Here is a 21766-nt window from a genome sequence, read left to right as displayed (position 1 = left end):
GGGGTTAATCGGAGGGTGCGCGCGCCGTTTGGCGGCAAGCCAGTCACCTGAGGTCATATTTTATTAACCATGAAAGTTCTTAATCAGAATCAATACTTATTTGGATTCTCCCATGCAGCGCAGCCGCGCGCGTTTCACCTGCCTCATCCTCGCGCTCGCGGTGTCGGGCTGCATGCGGACGGCTGCACAGGTGGCGGTCATAGACAACGGCAGCCTCGATGCGATTGCCTACGGTCCGGTTCAGCCCGTGCGCGCCGTCAGCGTCGCGACAACCCCTGTCCCTCCCGGCGATAGCGCGCACGATGAGCCTTATCGCCTGAATGCCGGCGACCGGCTGCGCATTGTCGTCTACGGCCAGGAAGGCCTCACCAACACTTACATGGTGGACGCGAGCGGCTCGATCACCATGCCGCTGATCGGCGCGGTGCGCGCGCGAGGCCTGACGCCAGCAGGATTGGCTGCGGCTGTCACGGCCCGGCTGAAGAACGGCTATCTTCGCGAGCCCTATGTTGCAGCGGAGGTCGAAACCTACCGGCCTTTCTTCATCCTCGGCGAAGTGACCGCTCCTGGCCAATATCCCTATGTGCCGAACATGACGGCGGAGAGCGCCGTTGCCATTGCCGGCGGCTTCACCCCCCGCGCGCAGCGAAGCAGCATCAAATTAACCCGAATGGGCGAAGCTGGCACCGTTCAGGCTGCCGTGCCGCCTGGTACGCTTCTGAAACCCGGGGACACCGTCGTAGTCGCCGAACGCTGGTTCTGACGATGCCCGAGACTTCGACTTCTCCGCTGCGAATTCTCCACGCTGTTCGTGCGCCGGTCGGCGGGATTTTCCGTCATATTCTCGATCTTGCTGTAGGACAGGCCGAACGCGGGCATGAGGTCGGCATTCTTGCGGACAGCCTGACCGGCGGCGAGCGGGCGGAAACGGCGCTCAGGGAGATCGCCCCGAAGCTCAAGCTCGGGGTTTATCGCCTCGCCATTCGCCGGGAGCCCCACCCTGTCGATAGCGTGACGGCCCTGCATTTCTTGCGTCTGGCGCGATCCCTGAAGCCTGACGTTCTGCACGGACACGGCGCGAAGGCCGGCGCCTTCGTTCGCCTGAAAGGCAAATCGAAGAAATCGATCCGGGTCTACACCCCGCATGGCGGCTCCCTGCACTATCCACCGGGCACGCTGAAAGGCGGCGCGTATGCGCGGATGGAACGCACCCTGATGAACCGCACCGACCTGTTTCTGTTCGAGAGCGCATTCGCACGCGATACCTATTTGCGCGTGGTCGGCAAGCCTGCCGGTCTGGTTCGCTGCGTTTTCAACGGCGTCACCGCATCCGAGTTCGATCCGGTACCCGTGGCCGAAGACGCGACCGACGTTGTTTATGTCGGCGAGTTTCGTGAGATCAAAGGCGCTGATCTGCTGATCCAGGCGGTGGCGCGACTGCGGGCCGACGGCAAACCGGTCACGCTGACCCTCGCCGGCGACGGTGAAGAGACCGAGGCCCTGAAGGCCCTGGTCAGCCGCCTGAACCTCGGCGACGCTGTGCGGTTCATCGGTCATGTGAGGGCCCGGTTTGGCTTTTCGAAAGGCAGGCTGCTCGTCGTCCCTTCACGCGGCGACTCGATGCCCTACGTTGTTATCGAGGCCGCCGCTGCCGGTATCCCGATGGTCGCGGCCAGCGTCGGTGGCATTCCCGAAATCCTCGGCCCGCACACCAGCGGACTTTTTGTCGCAAACAGCGTCGGCGCCATGGCGGATGCGATCGAAATGGCGCTTGCCGACATGGATGCAACCCGCGAGCGTGCCCGGAATCTCCGCGAGCGCATCTTCGTTCACTTCTCCCAGAAGGCGATGGTCGACGGCGTCATCAGCGGCTATCGCGACGCATTTAACGAACGTTAACCTACCTTTATCGACGATAACTAATTCTTCCGATTTGTTGTCTAGGCATGAGGCTGGGGGACTTTGGTTCCCCTTGGCCTATCGCCACATGACGGTACAACAACGGAAATTTTGGCCGTGGAACCGATCGACGTCAGAACGATGATGAATGCCGCTGCGGCGGGATCAGCCGCCATGGGCGCCGTTGACGGCGCTCCGAGGGTGGAACGCCGCAAGCGTCTGACTCCTGCCGCGCTTGCAGTCGCAAATGAGAAAGTCCGAAAGGCCTACTCGACAGTCGTTATCAGCGGCGTTGTCCGCATCGTGGATTTCCTGCTTCTGACCGCAGTCGGGCTTGCGCTCTATCTCGCGTATGTGCTGCCGGGCACGAGCGGTTTCTCCTGGCAGTACGCCGCGGCGATCATCGGTGTGGCCGCTTGCGCGGTCGTCAGTTTTCAGGCCGCTGAAATCTATGATGTGCAGATCTTCCGTGGTCAGCTTCGCCAGATGACGCGCATGGCGTCGTCATGGGCTTTCGTTTTTCTGCTGTTTATCGGCGCATCCTTCTTCGCCAAGCTCGGCGATACGATCTCCCGCGTCTGGCTTTCGGCATTTTTCTTCGTCGGACTGGCATCGTTGTTTGCTGAGCGAGTTGTTCTGCGCGCGCTGGTCCGCCGCTGGGCGCGCGAAGGCCGTCTTGACCGCCGCACGATCATCGTTGGCTCCGACCAGAACGGCGAAAACCTGATCCGGGCACTCAAAGCGCAGGATGACTCCGATATTCAGATTCTCGGCGTGTTCGACGACCGCAACGACTCCCGCGCACTGGACACCTGTGCCGGCCAACCGAAGCTCGGAAAGATCGACGACATCGTTGAATTTGCCCGCCGCACCCGGATCGATCTGGTGCTGTTTGCGCTGCCGATCTCCGCGGAGACGCGCATTCTCGATATGCTGAAAAAACTGTGGGTGCTGCCGGTCGACATCCGGTTATCGGCACACACCAACAAGCTTCGCTTCCGCCCCCGCTCCTACTCGTATCTCGGCAAGGTTCCGACACTCGATGTGTTCGAGCAGCCGATCACCGACTGGGACATGGTGCTGAAGTCGGCGTTCGACCGCATCGTCGGCGCGATCATCCTCATCCTGCTCGCGCCCGTGATGGCGATCGTCGCCCTCGCCATCAAGCTCGACAGCCCCGGCCCGGTGCTGTTCCTGCAAAAGCGCTATGGCTTCAACAACGAGCGGATTGACGTCTTCAAGTTCCGCTCACTGTTTCACGATCAGGCCGACCCGCTGGCCTCTAAAGTTGTGACCAAGGGTGACAAGCGCGTCACCCGCGTCGGCCGTTTCATTCGCAAGAGCAGCCTCGACGAACTGCCGCAGCTCTTCAATGTCGTTTTCAAGGGCAATCTCTCGCTGGTCGGCCCTCGTCCCCATGCGGTGCAGGGCAAGCTGCAAAGCCGCCTGTTTGATGAAGCCGTCGACGGATACTTTGCGCGCCATCGCGTCAAACCCGGCATCACGGGATGGGCGCAAATCAACGGCTGGCGCGGTGAAGTCGATACCGACGAGAAAATTCAGAAGCGCGTCGAATTCGACCTGTACTACATCGAGAACTGGTCGGTCCTGTTCGATCTCTACATCCTCTTCAAAACACCGTTCGCGCTGATCAAGGGTGAGAACGCCTACTGAGCTGACGCGCAGAACGCGCGGAGAGGATTTCGGTTCGCATGGCTTCACTCGCAGCCGCAGACTACGCCCTTCCCGCGACTGCGACGCCGCCCGGCATCGCGGCGATCCAGCGGGCGTTGATGTGGGCCGTCGGGGCAGGCGGCGCGATCGTCTTTATCGAGCCGAGCCCCTATGAGCTGATGACGCTGGCGTCGGTGGTCTTCTTCTTCGCGACCGGCCTGCGCATGCGTCCGGTGTTTATCCCGCTGCTGATCCTGCTCTTCCTGCTGAATATCGGCTACACCATCTGCTCGATCTACCTGATGGACAAATCCGAGATCCTGAACTGGATCCTGACCTCATGGTACATGGCCATCACGTGCCTGTTCTTCGCGATGGTACTGGCTGAAGATACGGCCACGCGGCTTGAATTTCTCCGGCGCGGTTTGATATTCGGAGCGCTGATTGCGTCCATTGCCGGCATCGCCGGCTACTTCAATCTCGTGGGCTACGACACTTTCACGCTGTACAGCCGCGCACGCGGGACGTTCAAGGACCCGAACGTGCTGGGCGCCTATCTCATCCTGCCCGCGTTGTTCCTGCTACAGACCGTCGTGACACAATCGTTCGGGAAGTCCTTCCGCAGCGCGATTGCGCTCGGGATCGTCAGCCTTGCTGTGTTGCTTGCGTTCTCCCGCGCGTCCTGGGGGCAATTGATAGGCTGCTCGGCCCTCATGCTGATGCTGATGTACGTGACGACGCCGTCACAGGCGCAGCGCACGCGCATCGTAACCGTGGCGATCTCGGCGGCGATCTGTTCGGCATTGCTCCTGATCGCGCTGCTATCGATTGATTCCATCGGCGATCTCTTCAAGGAGCGGGCAAGCCTGAACCAAACCTACGACAGCGGACGGTTCGGACGCTTCGGACGGCACGCGCTCGGCTTCCAGATGGCCCTTGAGCTCCCGTTCGGTATAGGCCCGCTTCAGTTCACAAAGTTCTTTCCTGAAGACACCCACAACTCATTCCTGAATGCCTTCATGTCGGGCGGCTGGATCGCCGGGGTTTGCTTCCCGGCGCTTGTGTTCATCACTGTCATCATGGGATTCAAGCTGATTTTCGTGCGCGTGCCGTGGCAGCGGATGTATCTTGCGGTTTTTTCCGCCTTCTTCGGAACGGTCTGCGAAGCCTTCATCATCGACGTCGATCACTGGCGTCATTTCTGGATGATGCTGGGCGCGATGTGGGCGATGTTTGCAGCGGCCCATGCCTATGGCTACCGCGCCCAGTCCGACACCGTTTCGTAAACTGAAAATATTCCGCAGCCGTTACGGACCAATGTTCCGGATGAACGACTATTCACGCAACATAACATTTTTACACGGAACCGAGCCGAGGGCTTCTCGTTGAGGATTGGGCAGACAACGAGGAGGATAATATGAAGACCAAGCTTTTGATGACGGTCGCGACGGCCGCCCTGATCGGCAGTGCGGGACTGGTTTCGGCGCAGGCTCCGGGCAATGCTCCAAACGCACCTGCCGCGTCGCAGACAGCGCCATCTGCAGGCGCGCCTGCTGACAAGGCCGCGCCATCCAACGAGATGAAGGGCGGCCAGGCCCAGATGCCTCGCGAGGGCGGGAATGCCCAGCGTGCTCAGGACAGCACCAAGGATGGAATGAAGTCGAAGGGCGCTGAAACCGCCCCGGATACGAAGAGCGGCAAGGCTGCGTCCGAAACGAATATGGACAGGTCGAAAGACGGCATGAAGGCCGATCGGAAGAACGCCGCCGAGAAGGACGGAATGAAGGGCGATCAGAAGAATGCCGCCGAAAGGGACGGCATGAAGGGCGATCAGAAGACCGGGGCAACAACCGGTCAGGCTGGCGCCAGCGCAAAGCTCACAACCGAGCAGCGCACGACGATCCGCACCTCGATCACCAAGCAGAACATCAAGCCTGTGACGAACGTGAACTTCTCGATCTCCGTCGGCACGCGTGTTCCGCGAACGGTGAGCTTCCACCCGCTTCCGGCGGAAGTCGTCACGATTTACCCCGATTGGCGTGGATATGAGTTCTTCCTCGTCAATGGCGAGATCGTGGTCGTGAATCCGCGCACGCTCGAAATTGTCGCCGTGCTCGAAGCATAAGCTGAGCACCAGCAAAACGATCAGAGGCCGGTCCGATCGACCGGCCTCTTTCTGCTTGCAGATTGAGAACGATTTAGCGAAGCCGCCCTCGTGCCACGTCATATGTCCAGGAGCGGCGGCCACTGCTGAAGACCACCCGCCTGAACTGCAAGGCTCTCGCCTGCTCCGGAATCTTCGCGGTCTCGACCAGTTGCATGGCCATCTGCCGCGTCATCTGGGACGACACAAACCGGACCGTGCTGTTCCCGCGCCCTGACGCCTCGACCTTCATTCCGTCGTCCCGCATCCGCTGTCCCATCTCATGGGCATAAAGTTCACGGTTGGCGACGGCCGCGATCTGAACTGACGGCTGAAGAATTCCGTATTGGATCATGCGCATGGCATTGGCCATATCCAGCGCCGAGGCATTTGCCGGGTCTGCCGCGGCGGCCATCTGAAGACGCAACTCCATGCTGCGGAAAGCGGACAACGATACCGGCGCCCTGGTCCTGCCGCGCCTGGAGTTTTCATAGCTTGTCTTCAGCGCAGTCGCCTCGGCAAGCAGCGCATCGAGAGCGGCCTTGTTGTCGGCGGCTTTCTGTTCTGCCGGCGACAACGGAGCCGGTACCGGAGCGGGGGTTGCCTCCGCCGGCTGCGCCGGCGCAACGGTAACGGGCTCCGATTGCGCGGGAATCGCGCCTGTCGCCGCGGTGGCTGCGTCCTGCGGCTTGTCGGTCTGGGTTGTTTGTGGGCTGGGCGTCGTCGCTTGCGTGGTTTGACCCAAAACGAGTCCGCCGGAAACCATGGTGAGCGAGATCAGCGATAAAGCAATGCTCTTGCGTCGCAACACGTCCGCACCCAATCGTTCGGGATCGATGCCAAATATTGATCGACACCTTGCAACGCATCAAGCGGAGTTTTGTTCGGGTTGAACGCAAAATATTTGGTCGTTGGACAGCTCTCGAAAAAGAGGCCCGGCGACCTTTCGGAAGCCGGGCCAGTTTAAGACGCAAGTCAGGGAGACCAACGCCGTAGTGTGTTCAGTGCAGGATTTCGAAAAGTCCCGCCGCGCCCATGCCGCCACCGATGCACATGGTCACAACGCCGTACTTGGCCTTGCGGCGGCGGCCTTCGATCAGGATGTGGCCGGTCAGACGCGCACCGGTCATGCCATACGGATGGCCCACGGCGATCGAGCCACCGTTGACATTGAGTTTGTTCGGGTCGATCCCCAGCTTGTCGCGGCAATAGATGACCTGGACGGCATAGGCTTCATTCAGTTCCCAGAGGTCGATGTCATCGATCTTGAGGCCATGACGCTTCAACAGACGCGGGATAGCAACCACGGGGCCAACCCCCATTTCATCTGGCTCGACGCCCGCGGCGACGAAGCCACGGAAAATGCCGAGCGGCTTCAAGCCCTTCTTGGCGGCGAGCTTGTCGCTCATGATCACCGAGGCCGACGCGCCATCCGAGAGCTGGCTGGCATTGCCGGCGCTGATGGTCTTGCCTTCAAAGACCGGCTTGATGCTGGCAATACCTTCGAGGGTCGAGTCCGGACGAGGGCCCTCGTCCTTCGTCAGCGTCACTTCCTTATAGGAAACTTGCTTGGTTTCCTTGTCCACAACCGCCATCTTGGTGGTGATCGGAACGATCTCGTCGTTGAAGCGCCCGCCCTGAATGGCGGCGCCGGTGCGACGCTGAGATTCCAGACCGTACTCATCCTGCTTGTCGCGCGGAATGTTGTAACGCGCTGCGACCACTTCGGCGGTCTCCAGCATCGACATGTACATTTCGGACTTCATCGCCATCAGTTCAGGATCGACGGCATGAAACTTGTTCATGTGGTCGTTCTGCACGAGGCTGATCGATTCAATACCGCCGCCGATCGCGACCTCCACGCCATCGAGCATCACCGAACGAGCGGCGACAGCAATTGCCTGCAAACCGGATGCACACTGGCGATCGATAGTCGTGCCGGCAACCGTGATCGGGAGTCCGGCTCGGATCGCACCCTTGCGCGCGACGTTCATCACCATGGTGCCCTGCTGCATCGCGCAGCCCATCACCACATCCTCGACCTCTCCCGGCTCGATCCCGGCGCGCTTCACCGCCTCTGCCATGACATGACCCGCCATCGTCGGGCCTTCGGTGTTGTTGAGCGCACCGCGATAGGCCTTGCCGATGCCGGTACGGGCTGTGGAAACGATAACTGCATCTACCATCCGATGACCTCCGGAACGTGAGTCCGGTCAATCAGACGGACTCGGGTTTGAATACGGCTTTATATGACAATCATAATTCAATAAGAAGCGTCGCGACCGCTCAGCAGGGCTGCCATGCTGGTCCGTCGGGATGCCGTGGTCAAGCTGCGCGGGCGTAGCGCAGCAGGTGGTACGTCGGGTCGCCGAACTGAATGTTGATCGACAGGATGCGTTTGAAGTAGTGACCGATGTTGAGTTCGTCGCTCATTCCCATGCCGCCATGAAGCTGAATCGCCTGCTCGCCGACAAAGCGCGCAGCTTCACCAATCTTGGACTTCGCACCCGAGGCAAGTTTCGACACACGCTGATCGCCCTCAGCCACGGTCAGGTTCAAATGCTGCGAGAGCGACGTCGCCTCCTGGAGCGCAATGAACATGTCCACCATCCGGTGCTGCAGCACCTGGAACGTGCCCAGCGCCACGCCAAACTGCTTGCGCGTCTTGGTGTATTCCAGCGTCGCACTATTCAGGACATCCATCGCCCCGGTTGCTTCAGCACACAGGGCCGCGATGGCGCGATCCCGGCACGCCTCGAGAACAGCAACACCCTTGCCTTCGGCGCCGAGCAAGCTGCCGGCGGGAACGGTGACATCCTTGAGCGTGATTTCAGCGGCGCGCCGGCCGTCGATCGTCTTAAAGCTTTGCAGATGAAGCCCGGCCGACTGACGGTCCACAATGAACAGGCTGACACCGGCATTATCACGCGGACCGCCCAAGGTTCGCGCCGATACAATCAACTTGTCGGCCCATGGCGCTCCGATCACTGCGGCCTTTGCGCCGTTCAGAACATAAGTATCACCAGTACGCTTCGCGGTCGTCGCGACATTGTTGAGATCGTATCGCGACTTGCTTTCCGTCCAGGCCAGCGCCCAGATCGCTTCGCCTCCCATTATGGCGGGCAGCAATTCTTCACGCTGCGCGTCGGTGCCGACGCTTTCAATCAGGCCACCGGCAAGAACAACCGTCTCGAAGAACGGCTCGACCACGAGATGACGGCCGAATTCATGCATGACGATCATAGTGGAAAGCGGACCGCCGCCGAGTCCGCCGGACGCTTCCGAGAACGGGGCCGCGAGCAGTCCCATCTCCGCGAAAGCACTCCAGTGCTTTCTGCTCCAGCCCTCTTCCGTCGCAACGATCTTGCGGCGCGTCTCGAAATCGTACTGATCGCGTAACAGACGCTGAACGCTGCTGCGCAGGAGTTCCTGTTCTTCCGTAAATTGAATATCCACCGGATGCCTCGTGGGACGCGATTAAAGACCGAGCACCGCTTTCGCGATGATGTTGCGCTGAATTTCGTTTGATCCACCGAAAATGCTGAGCTTGCGCATATTCAGATATTTCTCGGAGACCGTGTGCATGTAGTCCGGTCCGGGTACGAAGATGTTTTCGCTGGCTGGAATTTCCCGAACCGCAAGACCATAATTACCGATGGCGCGATGCGTCAGATCGGTAATTCGCTGCAATATTTCGGTGCCCCGGATCTTGAACAGCGAAGCTGCCGGCCCCGGATCAATACCGCGCGACATCTGCGCCACGACACGCAATTCGGTGGCTTCGAGCGCAAGCAGATCGAGTTCCACACGTGCGATATCCTTGGCAAACTCGCCAGATACCGGATCGTCTTCGGCGATCTCTGCCTTCACGATCTTCTTGAGGCGCTCTATGTAACGCGTGGAACGGCCGATGCCGGCCATGCTCGTGCGCTCGTTGCCGAGCAGAAACTTGGCGTAGGTCCAGCCTTTGTTTTCCTCGCCGACGAGGTTCTCGACCGGAACGCGAACGTTCTCGAGGAACACATCGTTGATTTCATGCGAGCCGTCGATGGTGATGATCGGCCGCACCGTCACGCCCGGCGATTTCATGTCGATCAGCAGAAATGAAATGCCAGATTGCGGCTTGGCTGCCGGGTCGGTCCGCACCAGACAGAAAATCCAGTCCGCGTGCTGGGCAAGCGTGGTCCAGGTCTTGTGACCGTTGACGATATAATGATCGCCGTCACGCACGGCCCTGGTGCGGACAGTGGCCAGATCCGATCCTGAACCCGGCTCCGAATATCCCTGGCACCACCAGTCCTCGCCCGACAGAATCCGCGGCAAAAACTTCTTCTTTTGCGCGTCGTTGCCGTACGTATAGATAACCGGCCCCACCATCGTCACGCTGAACGCCAGCGGCGGCAGCGTCCCGGCGCGCGAGGTTTCCTGCTCCCAGATGAAGCGCTGCGTGATCGACCAGCCGGGTCCGCCGTATTCCTTCGGCCACAGCGGGGCGATCCATCCCTTCTTATGCAGGATCTTATGCCAGAGCATCGACTGCTCCTTGGTCAGATCCGTTTCCGGATTGGGCACACGCATTTCCTGCGGATAGTTCTCCGCGATGAAAGCTCTTACTTCATCCCGGAACGCCGCGTCTTCACTGGAAAGCTTCAGCTCCATCGGAAAGCTCCGTTACCACTTCTCGCCGAACGGGCGGATTTCGGTCTCGAACGTCCAGGCATCGCGCGGCTGCTGATAAAGCTGCCAATAGGTCTCCGCGACCGCAGCCGGACGCATCAGGCGGTTCGGATCGAGATTCGCGATCGCTTCCTTGCCTTCGCGATTGGCGATCAGCTGCCGTACCCATTCGGTGTCGACACTCGAATCGATGATGAGGTGGGCGACATGGATGTTCTTGGGGCCCAATTCGCGCGCGATCGCCTGAGCGACGGCTCGAAGGCCGAACTTGGCGCTGGCGAAGGCCGCAAAACCCGACCCACCGCGCAAGCTTGCGGTTGCGCCGGTGAAGAAGATGGCGCCCTTGCCACGCGGCAACATCACGCGTGCCGCTTCGCGTCCCGCGAGGAAACCTGAGTAGCAGGCCATTTCCCAAACCTTGCGGAAGACCCGTTCGGTGGTCTCGACGATTGGAAAATTGACGTTGGCACCGATGTTGAAGATGCAAACTTCCAGCGGCGCATGCTTGTCGGCGTCGGAAATGAACGAAACCATTTCCTCTTCCTTGCGCGCATCGAGCGAGCGGCCAAACACCGTGCCGCCGGCGTCCCGGATCTCCTTCATCAGCGGCTCAAGCTTCTCGCCCTGACGCCGTCCCACAAAGACCGTGAAACCTTCGGCTGCGAATTTCTTGGCGATCTCGCCGCCGATGAAATCACCGGCGCCAACGACGGCCACGGTTGCGTTTCGCTTCTGCAAGATCATTCTCCTAAAAGTCCGAGTGAGATTTAAGTTTCGAGCTGCGCCGAATGTCGAACGTCACGTTCCCCGCAAGGACTCGGCTAGCTTGTGTTTCAATATCTTTCCAGTAGATGTCGCCGGCAGCGCATCAAGCACAATGATCTGCGACGGACGCTTGTAGGATGTCAGTTGCTTGCTTGCGAAGGCCATCAGTTCGGAAGGCGTCACGTTCGACCCCTTCAGCAGTTGAACGAACGCAACAACTTCTTCGTTGCCATCGGCAGCGCGGCCCACCACTGCGGACTGCACAACAGCATCGTGCGAACTAAGCACCGCTTCCACCTCGGCTGGATAAACATTGAATCCCGAACGAATGATCATTTCCTTGGTGCGCCCGACGATGAACATGCAGTCGCCGTCGAGGTACGCCAGATCGCCGGTATTGAACCATCCATCGCGATCGATGACCTTCTCTGTCAAATCAGGCGCGCGGTAGTATCCGAGCATCACGTTCTTGCCGCGAACATGAAGTTCGCCCACCGCTCCGTTCGTGGCCAGCTTGCCGTCGCGATCGATGATGCGCCCTTCTACGCCCGGCACAATCTGGCCGACCGCACTGTCAGGGCGCGGTGCTTCGATCCGAACGCCGGAAATCCCGGGCGCGCATTCGGTGATGCCGTATCCGTTCAGCAGAGGCAGACCAAGCTCTGCCTCGACACGGGACTTCAAATCTGGATCGAGCGGCGCGCCAGCAACGCCAATATATCGCAGCGAACCCTTGTTCAGCTTCGGGACACCGGAAAGCCTCTTGTACTCAAGCAGGCGCTGATAGGTTGCGGGCACACCATTGAGGATGGTGATCCCCTCTTCTGCGATGGCCCTTGCAAGCGCTGCGGGATCGTACTTGCTGACCAGCCGGACGGTACCGCCTGTCATCAGCGTCATCAGCGTCAGCGAAACACCGACGATATGAGAGATGGGAAGAACGACGTAGAGCTTGTCCCGATTGTCCATCTGCCTGAGCAGCGCTGTGGTCCTGGCGCTAAACAGCAGATTCTCGTGAGTCAGCATGACGCCTTTTGGCGTCCCTGTGGTCCCGGACGTATAGATCAGGACAGCCACCTGCTTGGCCGGACTGGTTTCCACAGGCTCCGGCGTCGTTGCCTCGTTCAACGCACTGACGCCGATATTGTCGAGCGGACCGACCTTCGCGATCTCCGCGCCCACGCGCTGCGCATGGCTCGCAGCCTCGCCGGAGATATCAGCCGTGAAGAACATGCGGCGCGAGCCGCTATGATCGCGAATCTGATCCAACTCGCGTGGCGATAGCCGCGGATTCACAACAATGGCCCAAGCGTTGATCTTGCTGGCAGCCAGCAGAAGCGCCACCAGCGCGATGCTATTCTCGCTGACGATCATCATCCGGTCGCCCGGACGAACGCCCAATGCGGTCAGCGATGCAGCGGTTTGGTCAACATTGCCGGCCAGTTGCCGATAGGACCAGGCTCGGCCATCCTCGATCAGCGCTGGATGATCCGGGGTTTCCGCGACGGCGCGTGCCATCGTGTCGTGTAGCCGCTCTGGCAATCCATCCAGAATGTCGGAAACATCGAATTCGGGTTGAGCACGGGCCAATTTATCCTCCGGCAATATTCTTCGACCGCTTCGGCGGCGGTCTTGACGTGGACCCACGTTAGCGTTCTTTTTTAGAACTAGTCAATCTGAATTGATGCAGCGCCAGAAGGCCACGGTTTGGCGAGCGACTGCCCATAGGCCATAGGTTGCGACGGATTGCGATGATAATCATTTACAACAGCCGGCATGGCCGCTATGAAAGAAAGTACCAAATAAGAACTATATGGGAGAGAAGACTTGGCTCAGGGCAACGGCGTAGTTTTGCTGGTCGGCGCGGGTGACGCCATCGGTGCGGCGGTCGCACGGCGATTCGCCAAGGGCGGATACAAGGTCTGCGTGGCGCGCCGCGAAGCCTTGAAATCTCAATCACTTGTCGACGAGTTGAAGGCTGAAGGATGCGAAGTCCACGCCATCAGCGTGGACGCCCGTCAGGAAGCCGAGGTGCAGGCCATGTTTGCGCGCATCGAAAAGGAAATCGGCCCGATTGAGGTCTGCCTCTACAACGCCGGTTCCAACGTCAACAAGCCGCTTCTGGAAACAACCGAAAAGCTGTTCTTCAAGGCATGGGAACTGGCGTGTTACGGCGGCTTTCTTGTCGGACGCGAAGCCGCCAAATACATGCTGCCCCGCGGCCGCGGCACCATTCTGTTCACCGGCGCGACGGCGAGCGTGCGCGGCGGAAAAGGTTTCGCTGCCTTCTCGTCAGCCAAATTTGGCCTCCGTGCCGTGGCCCAGGCAATGGCGCGCGAACTTGGGCCCAAGAACATCCATGTCGTTCATCTGCTGATCGACGCCGCTGTGGACAGCGAGGCGATCCATCTGCGCATGAAGGCGGCAAAGGGCATCGAAGCGAGCGATATTCCCGCTGACAGCCTGACCAAAACGGACTCCATTGCCGACGCGTACTGGTTCACGCATCATCAGACGCGCGACGGCTGGACCCACGAACTCGATCTGCGCCCCTCTGTGGAGACATGGTGACATGGTGGTCGCTCCGAACCTCACCCTGTGGGGCGTCGGAACCAGCCGAACCGTTCGGCCGCACTGGGCGCTGGCAGAACTGGGGCTGAAGTACGAGACCTACGCCATCGGTCCCCGCACCGGCGAAACCAAGACGGCGGAATACACAAAACTGAACCCGCGCCAGAAAATCCCCCTGCTCCAGGACGGCGATTTCTCAATCGGCGAAAGCGCTGCCATCGTCGCCTATCTTTCAAGGACCTATGGCAGTCCGGACAAGGCGTTAATTCCCGACGACAAGCAGGCCTATGCCAAATGGCTGGAATGGTGCTTCTTCATCGTCACCGAGCTGGATTCCACCAGCCTGTACGTGATGCGACGTCACAGCGCGAATGCACTTGGGCCGATTTACGGGGTCGCGCCCGACGTCGTCGCCAAGGCCGGAGAGTACTTTCGCGAACAGTTGCGTCATGTCGAAGTCGCGCTCGGCGACGGACGGACGTTCTTGATGGGTGAGCAGTTCACCAGCGCAGACATTCTGCTGACGACCTGCCTCGAATGGGCGATCGCTTACGGCGTCGGCATCTGCGACAATGCCCATCCCTACCTCGCGCGCATCCAGCAACGGCCGGGCTACCAGCGCGGCAACGCCGCGAATATTCCGCCGGCTCCCGGCGAACCGGTCAAACGACCAGCTTGATCTCACATGAATCATAAGGCCGATATTCCGTCGGCCTTATTTGTTCAGCCCACGGCCCTGACGGCCTTGCCGGCTATCATTGTGTCGATGGCGCTGTCGCTGTAGCCGAGTTCGCGCAGCACGGCGCGGGAGTGCTCGCCGACGCGCGGCGCCGGACCGCCGATTGCAGCCTTGTTGACCTCGAAGATCGCCGCGGGCTTCGGCTGCCGCACCCGGCCCACCGTCGGCTGGTCGAACTCCTCGATCAGGCCGCGCGCCACCACCTGGTCGTTGCCGATGATCTCATTGCGCCGCAGGATCGGCGCACACGGCACATCGGCCGCATCCAGACGCTCCAGCCATTCGGCCGTGGTGCGCTGGCTGATGTACTCCTGCATCTTGTTGATACGCGCGGTGGCATTGATGAAGCGTGCGCTCGGCGTCGCGAACCGCTCGTCCTTCGCAAGCTCCGGATCGCCCGAGGCCTTGCAGAAGCCCTGCCATTCCGAATCCGAGATGGTGCCGGCGGTGATGTAACCGTCGAGCGTCTGGAACACGAGGTCCGGCCGGTCATTGGGGTCAGCCGCGGCCGCCTCGGAGCCGACCACGGTGTACTGCATCATGCCTTCCGGCCACAGATACGAGATCATGGTGTCGAGCATCGCAACCTGGATGTGATCGCCCTTGCCGGTCTTCTCGCGTGCGTACAGCGCCGACGACACCGCCTGCGCGGTGAACACCGACGTTGTCTTGTCGCAGACGATGGTGCGGATCATCTGCGGCCGGTTGGTCACCGGCTGCGACTGGATGTCGGCAAAGCCGGACAAGGCCTGGACAATCGGATCGTAGACCCGCTTCTTGACATAAGGCCCGCTGTCGCCGACCCCGCTGATGGAAACGTAGATCAGGCGCGGGTACTTCTCGCGCAGTTCCTTCTGCCCGAGGCCGAGGCGTTCCATCGTGCCGGGGCGGAAGTTCTGCACCAGCACGTCCGCCTGCGATGCCAGCTTGGCCAGCACCTCGCGTCCCGCGTCGCTCTTCATATCGATCGACAGCGAACGCTTGCCGCGGTTGCACGACACAAACAGGGCGGAGAACTCTCCGGCCGCATCGATCAGGGTGCGGCTGCGCCGCGTGCCGTCGCCGCCGATCGGCTCGATCTTCAGCACGTCCGCGCCCTGATCCGCCAGGAACATCGTCGCGTAAGGACCCGACACCACCGCCGTCAAATCCAGAACGCGAACTCCACTCAAAGGACCAGGCATATGCTTCTTCCCTGATTTCGTTGGCGCGACAGCCTGCCGGCCTTACCGCTGGATCTGAACCGTTATTTGAGACCTTCAGCCGCGATCAGGCGGATTTGGCCTTCGCCCCGCCGAGTTGCTCGACGATGGACTCTTCCACATCCCGAAGCTGGTCCTTGCCGAAGAACATTTCCTTGCCGACGAAGAAGGTCGGTGAGCCGAACGCGCCGCGGTTCACTGCATCGGTCGTGACCTCGATCAGCCTCTTCTTCACGTCGTCCTGCTGCGCGCGCGCATAGAGCCGGTCGATATCGACACCGGAAGACAGAAATGCGTTCCGGAACACTTCCGGATCGTCCATTTTCTTCGGCTCTTCCCACATGTGATGATAGGCAGCGCGGAAATAGGGTTCGAACATGTTTTCGAACTGCGCCGCAGTGCCGACCCGCATCAGCGTCAATGTATTGACCGGAAAAAACGGATTCTGCTTGAACTTCGTGATGCCGTACTTTTTGAGGAAACGCTGCGTTTCCAGCGCCTGGTATTCCGGCTTGTTCTTGATGCCGCGAAGCGAGTCTGACGGCGACATGTTGTTGGTCGCCTTATAGATCCCCCCCAGAAGCACCGGGACGTATTCAAATTTGACGCCGGTGCGCTTCTCGATGCCCGGAATCGCGTATTCTGCCAGATAGGCATTGGGGCTACCGAAATCGAACTGAAACTCGACCTTCAAGGGACTGGCCACCGCGCTTCTCCTCCTCTGTCACACGTCGTCCGACGTGGCTTTTTCTCTGCATTCGCCCTTGCCCGGAGCGTCGACCCATTCATAGAGTTCTAAAATTGAACTGTCAATTTCGATCAGGCCTCCCGTGCATATTTTACACCCGGGCCAGCCAAAATAGGACTTTTGTCCAACTCAGTGCCTATTTAGAATGGTGCACATGCAGGGTATAAACGATCAGCACTGCGCACGAACCGGAGACGACTATGAGATGGGATGAACTTGAAGAAGAGCCGTGTTCCATGGCCCGCACCATCGGCGTGATCGGTGACCGCTGGAGCCTGCTGATTCTGCGGGAATGCTTCCTGCGGACCCGCCGGTTCGAGGCTTTCCAGTCCGCCCTCGGGATTACCCGGCATCTCCTCGCCGAGCGCCTCAAGAAGCTGGTCCGTCTCGGCGTCCTGCGGCGGGTCGCCTATCAGGAATCGCCCAAGCGGCACGAATACATTCTGACCCAGAAGGGTCTCGACCTTTACCCGATCATGATGGCGATCGTTCATTGGGGCGATATCCACATGGTCGACGAGCGCGGCCGCCCGCTGCTTCACGAACATCAGAAGTGCGGCCACCAGTTCAACCCCGTCATGATCTGCTCGGAATGCCACGAGCCGTTGCTGGCGAAGGAAGTTCACGTCCACCCCGGACCGGGGGCGCGACCGAAGACTATTCCGCCGAAGCCGGCGAAGGTAGCCAAGGCGAAAGCATCACGCGCAAAGGCTCGTGCGGCTTGAACCTCGCAATCTGACAGACAGTCACGTCCACCCATAAAAACAAAGGCGCCAGATATTTCTGGCGCCTTTGGCGTTAAGCACTCTTTTTTGAGGTGTAGTGGCCAGCGAAGCGCTGGCGCAGTTCCATCTTCTGCACCTTGCCGGTCGCGCCGTAGGTCAGCGCATCGACGAAAATGACATCGTCCGGCATCCACCACTTGGCGATCTTCCCTTCCAGAAATGCGATGATCGACTTTGCGGTCGCCGGTTCGGAGGCAGCCGGCACCACGATGAGCAGCGGACGCTCCTCCCATTGCGGATGAGGAATACCGATAACAGCCGCCTCGGCCACGCCGGGACAGCCGATCGCCAGATTTTCGACATCGATCGAGCTGATCCACTCGCCGCCGGATTTGATGACGTCCTTGGCACGATCGGTGAGCTGAATGTAATTGTCATCGTCCATTACGGCGAGGTCGCCGGTATTGAACCATCCGTCTTCCAGCAACGGCTTTTCTTCGCGGTAGTAACCGCTGAGAACCCAGGGACCGCGAACCATCAGGCGGCCGCTCGATTTGCCGTCTCGCGGCATCTCGTTTCCGTTTTCGTCGGCGATCTTCACATCAACACCGAACAGCGGCCGGCCCTGCATGGTTTTGCGGTGAAGCTGCTCCTGCGCGGACAATTTCGCGACCTTCCGCGACGGCTGCGGCGTGGTGCCGGTTGGGCTTGTTTCCGTCATTCCCCAGATGTGATTGACCGAAACGCCGAGACGCTCAAAGCCTTCCATCATGCTGGGTGCCGGAGCGGACCCCGCAACCGCGATCCGCTTCAATGTTCCGGCGCCACGCCCCTGCTCCGTAAAATGCTGGAGAAGTTTGGTGTAAAGCGTCGGGACACCGGCGGTCAGCGTCACGCCTTCGGTCTCGATCAATTCAGCGACGCTTGCGGCATCGAGCTTCGGTCCCGGCAATACCAGCTTGGCGCCCACCATCGGTGGTGCATAGGTGAAGCCCCACGCACCGTTGGCGTGAAACATCGGCGTCATCGGCAAAATGGTGTCTTGCGTTGTGAAGCCGAAGCTGTGTGCTCCGCATTCCGTGATAACATGCAACAGATCAGACCGGTGGGAATAAAGCACACCCTTGGGATTACCCGTGGTTCCTGAGGTATAAAACAGCGACGACGCCGATAGCTCGTCGAACTCCGGCCAGACAAAATTCTCGTCACCGGTTTTGATGAAATCCTCGTAGCATTGCAGGTTTGGAATTGTCGTCGCTTCGGGCATCGACACCCGATCCACCATCAGGACAAACAGCCTGACGGTCTTCAGCTCAGGTGCGAGCTTTTCCACCAGCGGCAGGAACGAACTCTCGAAGAACAGCACTTTATCTTCGGCGTGATTGGCAATGTAGATGATCTGCGCCGGGATCAGTCTTGGATTGATCGCATGCCACACCGCGCCCATGCCGGTCACGCCGTGCTCGAGCTCGAAATGGCGATAGTTGTTCCAGGCCATGGTGGCGACCCGGTCGCTGTATTGAACGCCCCAGCGCTGCAATGCGCTGGCGAGCTGGCGCGTGCGCCGCGCGGCATCGCGATAGGTGTAGCGGTGAATGGGCCCCTCGACCGTCCGCGACACGATTTCCGTGTTGGCATGAAACCGGTCCGCATGCCGCAACAGCGACGATAACAGCAACGGCTGATTTTGCATTAAGCCCTTCACGGCCACTCTCCTTGAATTTCACGCAGCATGTCAGCGAAGAGGCCGGCACCTCCCCCGAAGAGTGCCGGCCTCGGCCTTCTCCCTCAGGTTATTCTGACTTCGCGTCGAGCACGTCGCTGAACTGGTCCCAGTTCTCGCCCGTCCAGCGCTGCAAACGCATCTGGGTGAAGTCCTGATTGACTGTAGCGCTGGTGTTGACCAGAACACCCGGCAACGCGGTTGGAAGAGCAACATCCTTTAGGCTTTTTGCTTGTTTGAGAATGTTCTCGCGAGACAGATCGTTTCCGCACTGCTTGATGATCTGCTCGAGGATCATTCCCTGAGTGTAGCCGAAAATGTAGTTCGTATCGGAGATGTCGACACCGGGCATGTACTTGTCGACGAACGCACGATAGTCCTTCATGCCCTTGTCGTTATCCCACTTCGAATCCGTCGGATCCTTGGTCATCGTTCCGGCGATCACGCCGATCGACTTGTCGAGGCCCGCGGGCTTGAGCGTGGCGCCGACCGAACTCGACGGATAGTTCAGCAGCAAGGTCGGCTTCCATCCGATTTCCGAAGCCTTGCGGATGGCTTGCGCGGCAAACTTGGGCGTCCCCGCAACAAGCAGGGCTTCCGCGCCTGAACTCTTCAGATTGACGATCTGCGAATCCACGGTCGGATCGGCGATTTCATAGGCAGCGGTGACAACGCGCTTGTCGAACTCGTCCTTCATCAACGCCTTGAAGGCATTGACGTAGTCCTTTCCAAGATCATCGTTCTGATAGAGGATCGCGTATTTCTTTCCCGGCAGGGTTTTGTTCAAATACTTCGCGTAGATTTTTCCTTCGGTATCGAAGCTGACAAGACTCGTCGTGGTGATCGGAAAATCCGTCACGTTTGTGAACTTGTTCGAGCCGCTCACGATGCCGAGCGCCGGAACTTTCTTGCCAGTTAAATATTTTGCCGTTGCCGTGTTGCCAGGCGTGCCAAGCTGGCCAAACATGAAGGCGACTTCATCGCTCTCAACCAGCTTGCGGACATGTTCGACCGCCTTCGGAGGGCTATAGGCGTCATCATAAGCGATGTAATTGATTTTCCGGCCGTTGATGCCGCCGCGATCGTTGATCGACTGCACGTAGGCAAGCACGCCCCTGCCGACAAGACCGATCGACGATGCGGGCCCGCTGAATGGGAACACACCACCGACCTTGATTTCGGTCGCCGTAACACCGGGCATTTCGCTGGCGGAAGCAGACGCGGACAATGCCAGTAACAAGGCTGACGCGAGTTTCAATCCCTTGATCATCGTTTCTCCTCCCGTGTGAAAAACGCCTGCGCCTCGCCGCTTGAGCGGGCGGGCTCGTTTCAAGTGCTGCCGTTTTCGGTCGCTGTTATTAAGTAAGATGTTACAGTTCTTTTTTAGAACTAGTCAAGCACCGTCGCGTGCGGTGCGAAAAAAGAAGCGCGCGATAAGAATTACTCTGAATATTGGGCAATTTGAATTGCTGGACCAGGCTAGAGGCGTTCAGGCACGGGCTGGCAAGCCGACCCGCCCGTACAATTCAATTTTTGAACTTTAGATCAAAGCGGCTCGGTGGGCGCCTGCCGCCTCACCGTTCGTCGAGCCTTACGGCTGACAGCCGGGAGCCGGAGTCGGTTTCCACAGCGACGCGCGTGCTGCGGTCGGGATTCAATTGCACCAACAGCGGCACTTGTTCGCGAGGCACGATCAGCCACGCCGGTGCAGCAATCGAACCCAAGTCCGCTGGGTCGACGCAGCGGATCGGCACTGCCCTCATATAGAATAGCTGGTTCGTCGCGAGGTCCGTGCAAAACGCGGGAGCCGGATTGGCGCGGATCGCGCGTTCGATACTCTGACCAGCGATCCTCGAACCACCAAACCTGTCGGCGAACAAGGGCATGACCAGATTCGCGAGCACAATCTGAATAGCGGTCAAACCGCATGCGATCGCCACAGCGATACGCCGCAGCCACGCATACTTTGTTCCTGCAATTGCATCCCACGCAAAGCCGGCAAGCACCGCAATTGCGGGCACGTATGGCATGGCGTAGCGGCTGTTCGAGCCCGGCCAGAACACCACCGCGATGGTGCAAAGGCCGGCATAGAGCGCGAGTGGAAGCGCCACGGGCGGGATACTCCACTCAGTGACCCTTGCACGCCAGAGCAAGGGCGCTAACAGGATCGCCGGCATCGATTCCACAACGAGTCTCAGGAAGACGTCCGTATTTCGAAAGATGTAGTCGGAGAAACTTGGGGCTGAACGCAGCCGCGCGTAGCTGATCCATGTCGCTTCATCGCCGGGCCGGTACATCGCTGCGGCCCAAGCAATCGTCACAGCGGCCGGGATCAGCAAACAAACCAACAACCCGGGAACATCTCGCCATCGACGCGTTAGGACGAGATAGGCCGAAACACCGAGCGCAAAATAACCCACCGGCTGCGGTCCTTTCGCCATGGCAAGGACCGCGAGTAACAACCCGCATCCGATCCAGCGCTGCCAGCCGACGCGACCGGCCTCAACGCCATTCCACCAGACGACGAATGTGGCGAACGAAAACAGCGTCACCAGCGTATCCGGCTCAGCGATCGCGAGTTTCTGCAAAAGCATCGGCGAAAACATGAACAGCACCGCCGCAAGCAGCGATGCGTTCAAGCTCGCGTAGCGACGCGTCAGTGACTGAACCAGCAGCGCCGTCAGCACCACCGCGATCATCGCAGGCAACCGCGCGGAAAATTCGTTGATTTCGCCTGTGATTTTCGCAACTCCGGCGATCAGCCACGGCAGCAGCGACGGCTTCTCGTTCCAGCGAACTCCATAGACCTCGGGCTGAAGCAGGTTGCCGTTCGACAGGATGTCCCGCGCGATCTCGGCATTCGTCCCTTCCTCCCAAATGAACGATCGCACCGACAGGTT

The 21766-nt window shown here is 59.7% G+C and carries 19 protein-coding genes; 8 read left to right on the top strand and 11 right to left on the bottom strand.

Features of this window, described 5'->3' with window-relative positions; genetic code table 11:
* Positions 1 to 112 precede the first annotated feature (112 nt).
* The 5 genes from ACP7AL_RS24985 (at position 113) to ACP7AL_RS24965 (ending at position 5698) form a co-directional block, all read left to right on the top strand.
* Positions 113 to 763 (top strand): polysaccharide biosynthesis/export family protein, encoded by a 651-nt coding sequence (locus ACP7AL_RS24985; RefSeq protein ID WP_425995287.1) that lies wholly within the window; start codon positions 113 to 115, stop codon positions 761 to 763.
* A 2-nt stretch (positions 764 to 765) separates the two neighbouring features.
* A complete protein-coding gene (locus ACP7AL_RS24980; RefSeq protein WP_425995285.1) occupies positions 766 to 1899 on the top strand; it encodes a glycosyltransferase family 4 protein in 1134 nt (377 codons plus the stop codon).
* A 117-nt stretch (positions 1900 to 2016) separates the two neighbouring features.
* A complete protein-coding gene (locus ACP7AL_RS24975) occupies positions 2017 to 3573 on the top strand; it encodes an undecaprenyl-phosphate glucose phosphotransferase (RefSeq protein WP_425995283.1) in 1557 nt (518 codons plus the stop codon).
* A 38-nt stretch (positions 3574 to 3611) separates the two neighbouring features.
* Positions 3612 to 4859, top strand: a complete 1248-nt coding sequence (locus ACP7AL_RS24970) for an O-antigen ligase family protein (protein WP_425995281.1) — start codon at positions 3612 to 3614, stop codon at positions 4857 to 4859.
* A 131-nt stretch (positions 4860 to 4990) separates the two neighbouring features.
* On the top strand, positions 4991 to 5698 hold the full coding sequence (locus ACP7AL_RS24965; RefSeq protein ID WP_425995279.1) for a DUF1236 domain-containing protein: 708 nt from the start codon (positions 4991 to 4993) through the stop codon (positions 5696 to 5698).
* 73 nt (positions 5699 to 5771) lie between these two features.
* On the opposite strand, the gene ACP7AL_RS24960 is transcribed toward ACP7AL_RS24965, so the two are convergent.
* From ACP7AL_RS24960 to ACP7AL_RS24935, 6 genes are all read right to left on the bottom strand, one after another.
* Positions 5772 to 6527, bottom strand: a complete 756-nt coding sequence (locus ACP7AL_RS24960; protein ID WP_425995277.1) for a hypothetical protein — start codon at positions 6525 to 6527, stop codon at positions 5772 to 5774.
* A gap of 190 nt (positions 6528 to 6717) precedes the next feature.
* Positions 6718 to 7902: an acetyl-CoA C-acyltransferase gene (locus ACP7AL_RS24955; protein WP_006020817.1), complete on the bottom strand. Its 1185-nt coding sequence runs from the start codon at positions 7900 to 7902 to the stop codon at positions 6718 to 6720.
* 139 nt (positions 7903 to 8041) lie between these two features.
* Positions 8042 to 9172, bottom strand: coding sequence for an acyl-CoA dehydrogenase family protein (locus ACP7AL_RS24950; RefSeq protein WP_425995275.1), 1131 nt, complete (start codon positions 9170 to 9172; stop codon positions 8042 to 8044).
* A 21-nt stretch (positions 9173 to 9193) separates the two neighbouring features.
* Positions 9194 to 10375 (bottom strand): acyl-CoA dehydrogenase family protein, encoded by a 1182-nt coding sequence (locus ACP7AL_RS24945; protein ID WP_425995273.1) that lies wholly within the window; start codon positions 10373 to 10375, stop codon positions 9194 to 9196.
* A 12-nt stretch (positions 10376 to 10387) separates the two neighbouring features.
* Entirely contained in the window at positions 10388 to 11131 is a 744-nt protein-coding gene (locus tag ACP7AL_RS24940; protein ID WP_425995271.1) for an SDR family NAD(P)-dependent oxidoreductase, read from the bottom strand.
* 60 nt (positions 11132 to 11191) lie between these two features.
* On the bottom strand, positions 11192 to 12748 hold the full coding sequence (locus ACP7AL_RS24935) for a class I adenylate-forming enzyme family protein (RefSeq protein ID WP_425995269.1): 1557 nt from the start codon (positions 12746 to 12748) through the stop codon (positions 11192 to 11194).
* A 237-nt stretch (positions 12749 to 12985) separates the two neighbouring features.
* On the opposite strand from ACP7AL_RS24935, the gene ACP7AL_RS24930 reads away from it, so the two are divergent.
* Together ACP7AL_RS24930 and ACP7AL_RS24925 are read left to right on the top strand one after the other, a co-directional pair.
* The gene (locus ACP7AL_RS24930) at positions 12986 to 13729 is read left to right on the top strand and encodes an SDR family NAD(P)-dependent oxidoreductase (RefSeq protein ID WP_425995267.1); all 744 of its coding nucleotides are present in this window, start codon (positions 12986 to 12988) and stop codon (positions 13727 to 13729) included.
* Between the two features lies 1 nt (position 13730).
* Positions 13731 to 14408 (top strand): glutathione S-transferase family protein, encoded by a 678-nt coding sequence (locus ACP7AL_RS24925; RefSeq protein ID WP_425995265.1) that lies wholly within the window; start codon positions 13731 to 13733, stop codon positions 14406 to 14408.
* 44 nt (positions 14409 to 14452) lie between these two features.
* Here the strand turns inward: ACP7AL_RS24925 and ACP7AL_RS24920 are convergent, their stop codons facing one another.
* Together ACP7AL_RS24920 and ACP7AL_RS24915 are read right to left on the bottom strand one after the other, a co-directional pair.
* On the bottom strand, positions 14453 to 15652 hold the full coding sequence (locus ACP7AL_RS24920) for a CaiB/BaiF CoA transferase family protein (protein ID WP_425995263.1): 1200 nt from the start codon (positions 15650 to 15652) through the stop codon (positions 14453 to 14455).
* A gap of 85 nt (positions 15653 to 15737) precedes the next feature.
* Positions 15738 to 16376 carry a 2-hydroxychromene-2-carboxylate isomerase gene (locus ACP7AL_RS24915; protein ID WP_425995261.1) on the bottom strand — a complete coding sequence of 213 codons (639 nt, stop codon included), beginning with the start codon at positions 16374 to 16376 and terminating at the stop codon, positions 15738 to 15740.
* 242 nt (positions 16377 to 16618) lie between these two features.
* On the opposite strand from ACP7AL_RS24915, the gene ACP7AL_RS24910 reads away from it, so the two are divergent.
* Positions 16619 to 17143 (top strand): winged helix-turn-helix transcriptional regulator, encoded by a 525-nt coding sequence (locus tag ACP7AL_RS24910; protein ID WP_006020826.1) that lies wholly within the window; start codon positions 16619 to 16621, stop codon positions 17141 to 17143.
* Between the two features lie 73 nt (positions 17144 to 17216).
* On the opposite strand, the gene ACP7AL_RS24905 is transcribed toward ACP7AL_RS24910, so the two are convergent.
* From ACP7AL_RS24905 to ACP7AL_RS24895, 3 genes are all read right to left on the bottom strand, one after another.
* On the bottom strand, positions 17217 to 18836 hold the full coding sequence (locus ACP7AL_RS24905) for a long-chain-fatty-acid--CoA ligase (protein WP_425995323.1): 1620 nt from the start codon (positions 18834 to 18836) through the stop codon (positions 17217 to 17219).
* A gap of 100 nt (positions 18837 to 18936) precedes the next feature.
* Entirely contained in the window at positions 18937 to 20136 is a 1200-nt protein-coding gene (locus tag ACP7AL_RS24900) for an ABC transporter substrate-binding protein (RefSeq protein WP_006020828.1), read from the bottom strand.
* Between the two features lie 304 nt (positions 20137 to 20440).
* Positions 20441 to 21757, bottom strand: coding sequence for an ArnT family glycosyltransferase (locus tag ACP7AL_RS24895; protein WP_425995258.1), 1317 nt, complete (start codon positions 21755 to 21757; stop codon positions 20441 to 20443).
* Positions 21758 to 21766 lie beyond the last annotated feature (9 nt).

The organism is Afipia sp. DC4300-2b1 (assembly GCF_049895725.1).
Lineage (GTDB): Bacteria > Pseudomonadota > Alphaproteobacteria > Rhizobiales > Xanthobacteraceae > Afipia > Afipia broomeae.
Note: the sequence above shows the minus strand (reverse complement) of the source record. Positions and strands in the feature narration are given on the sequence as shown.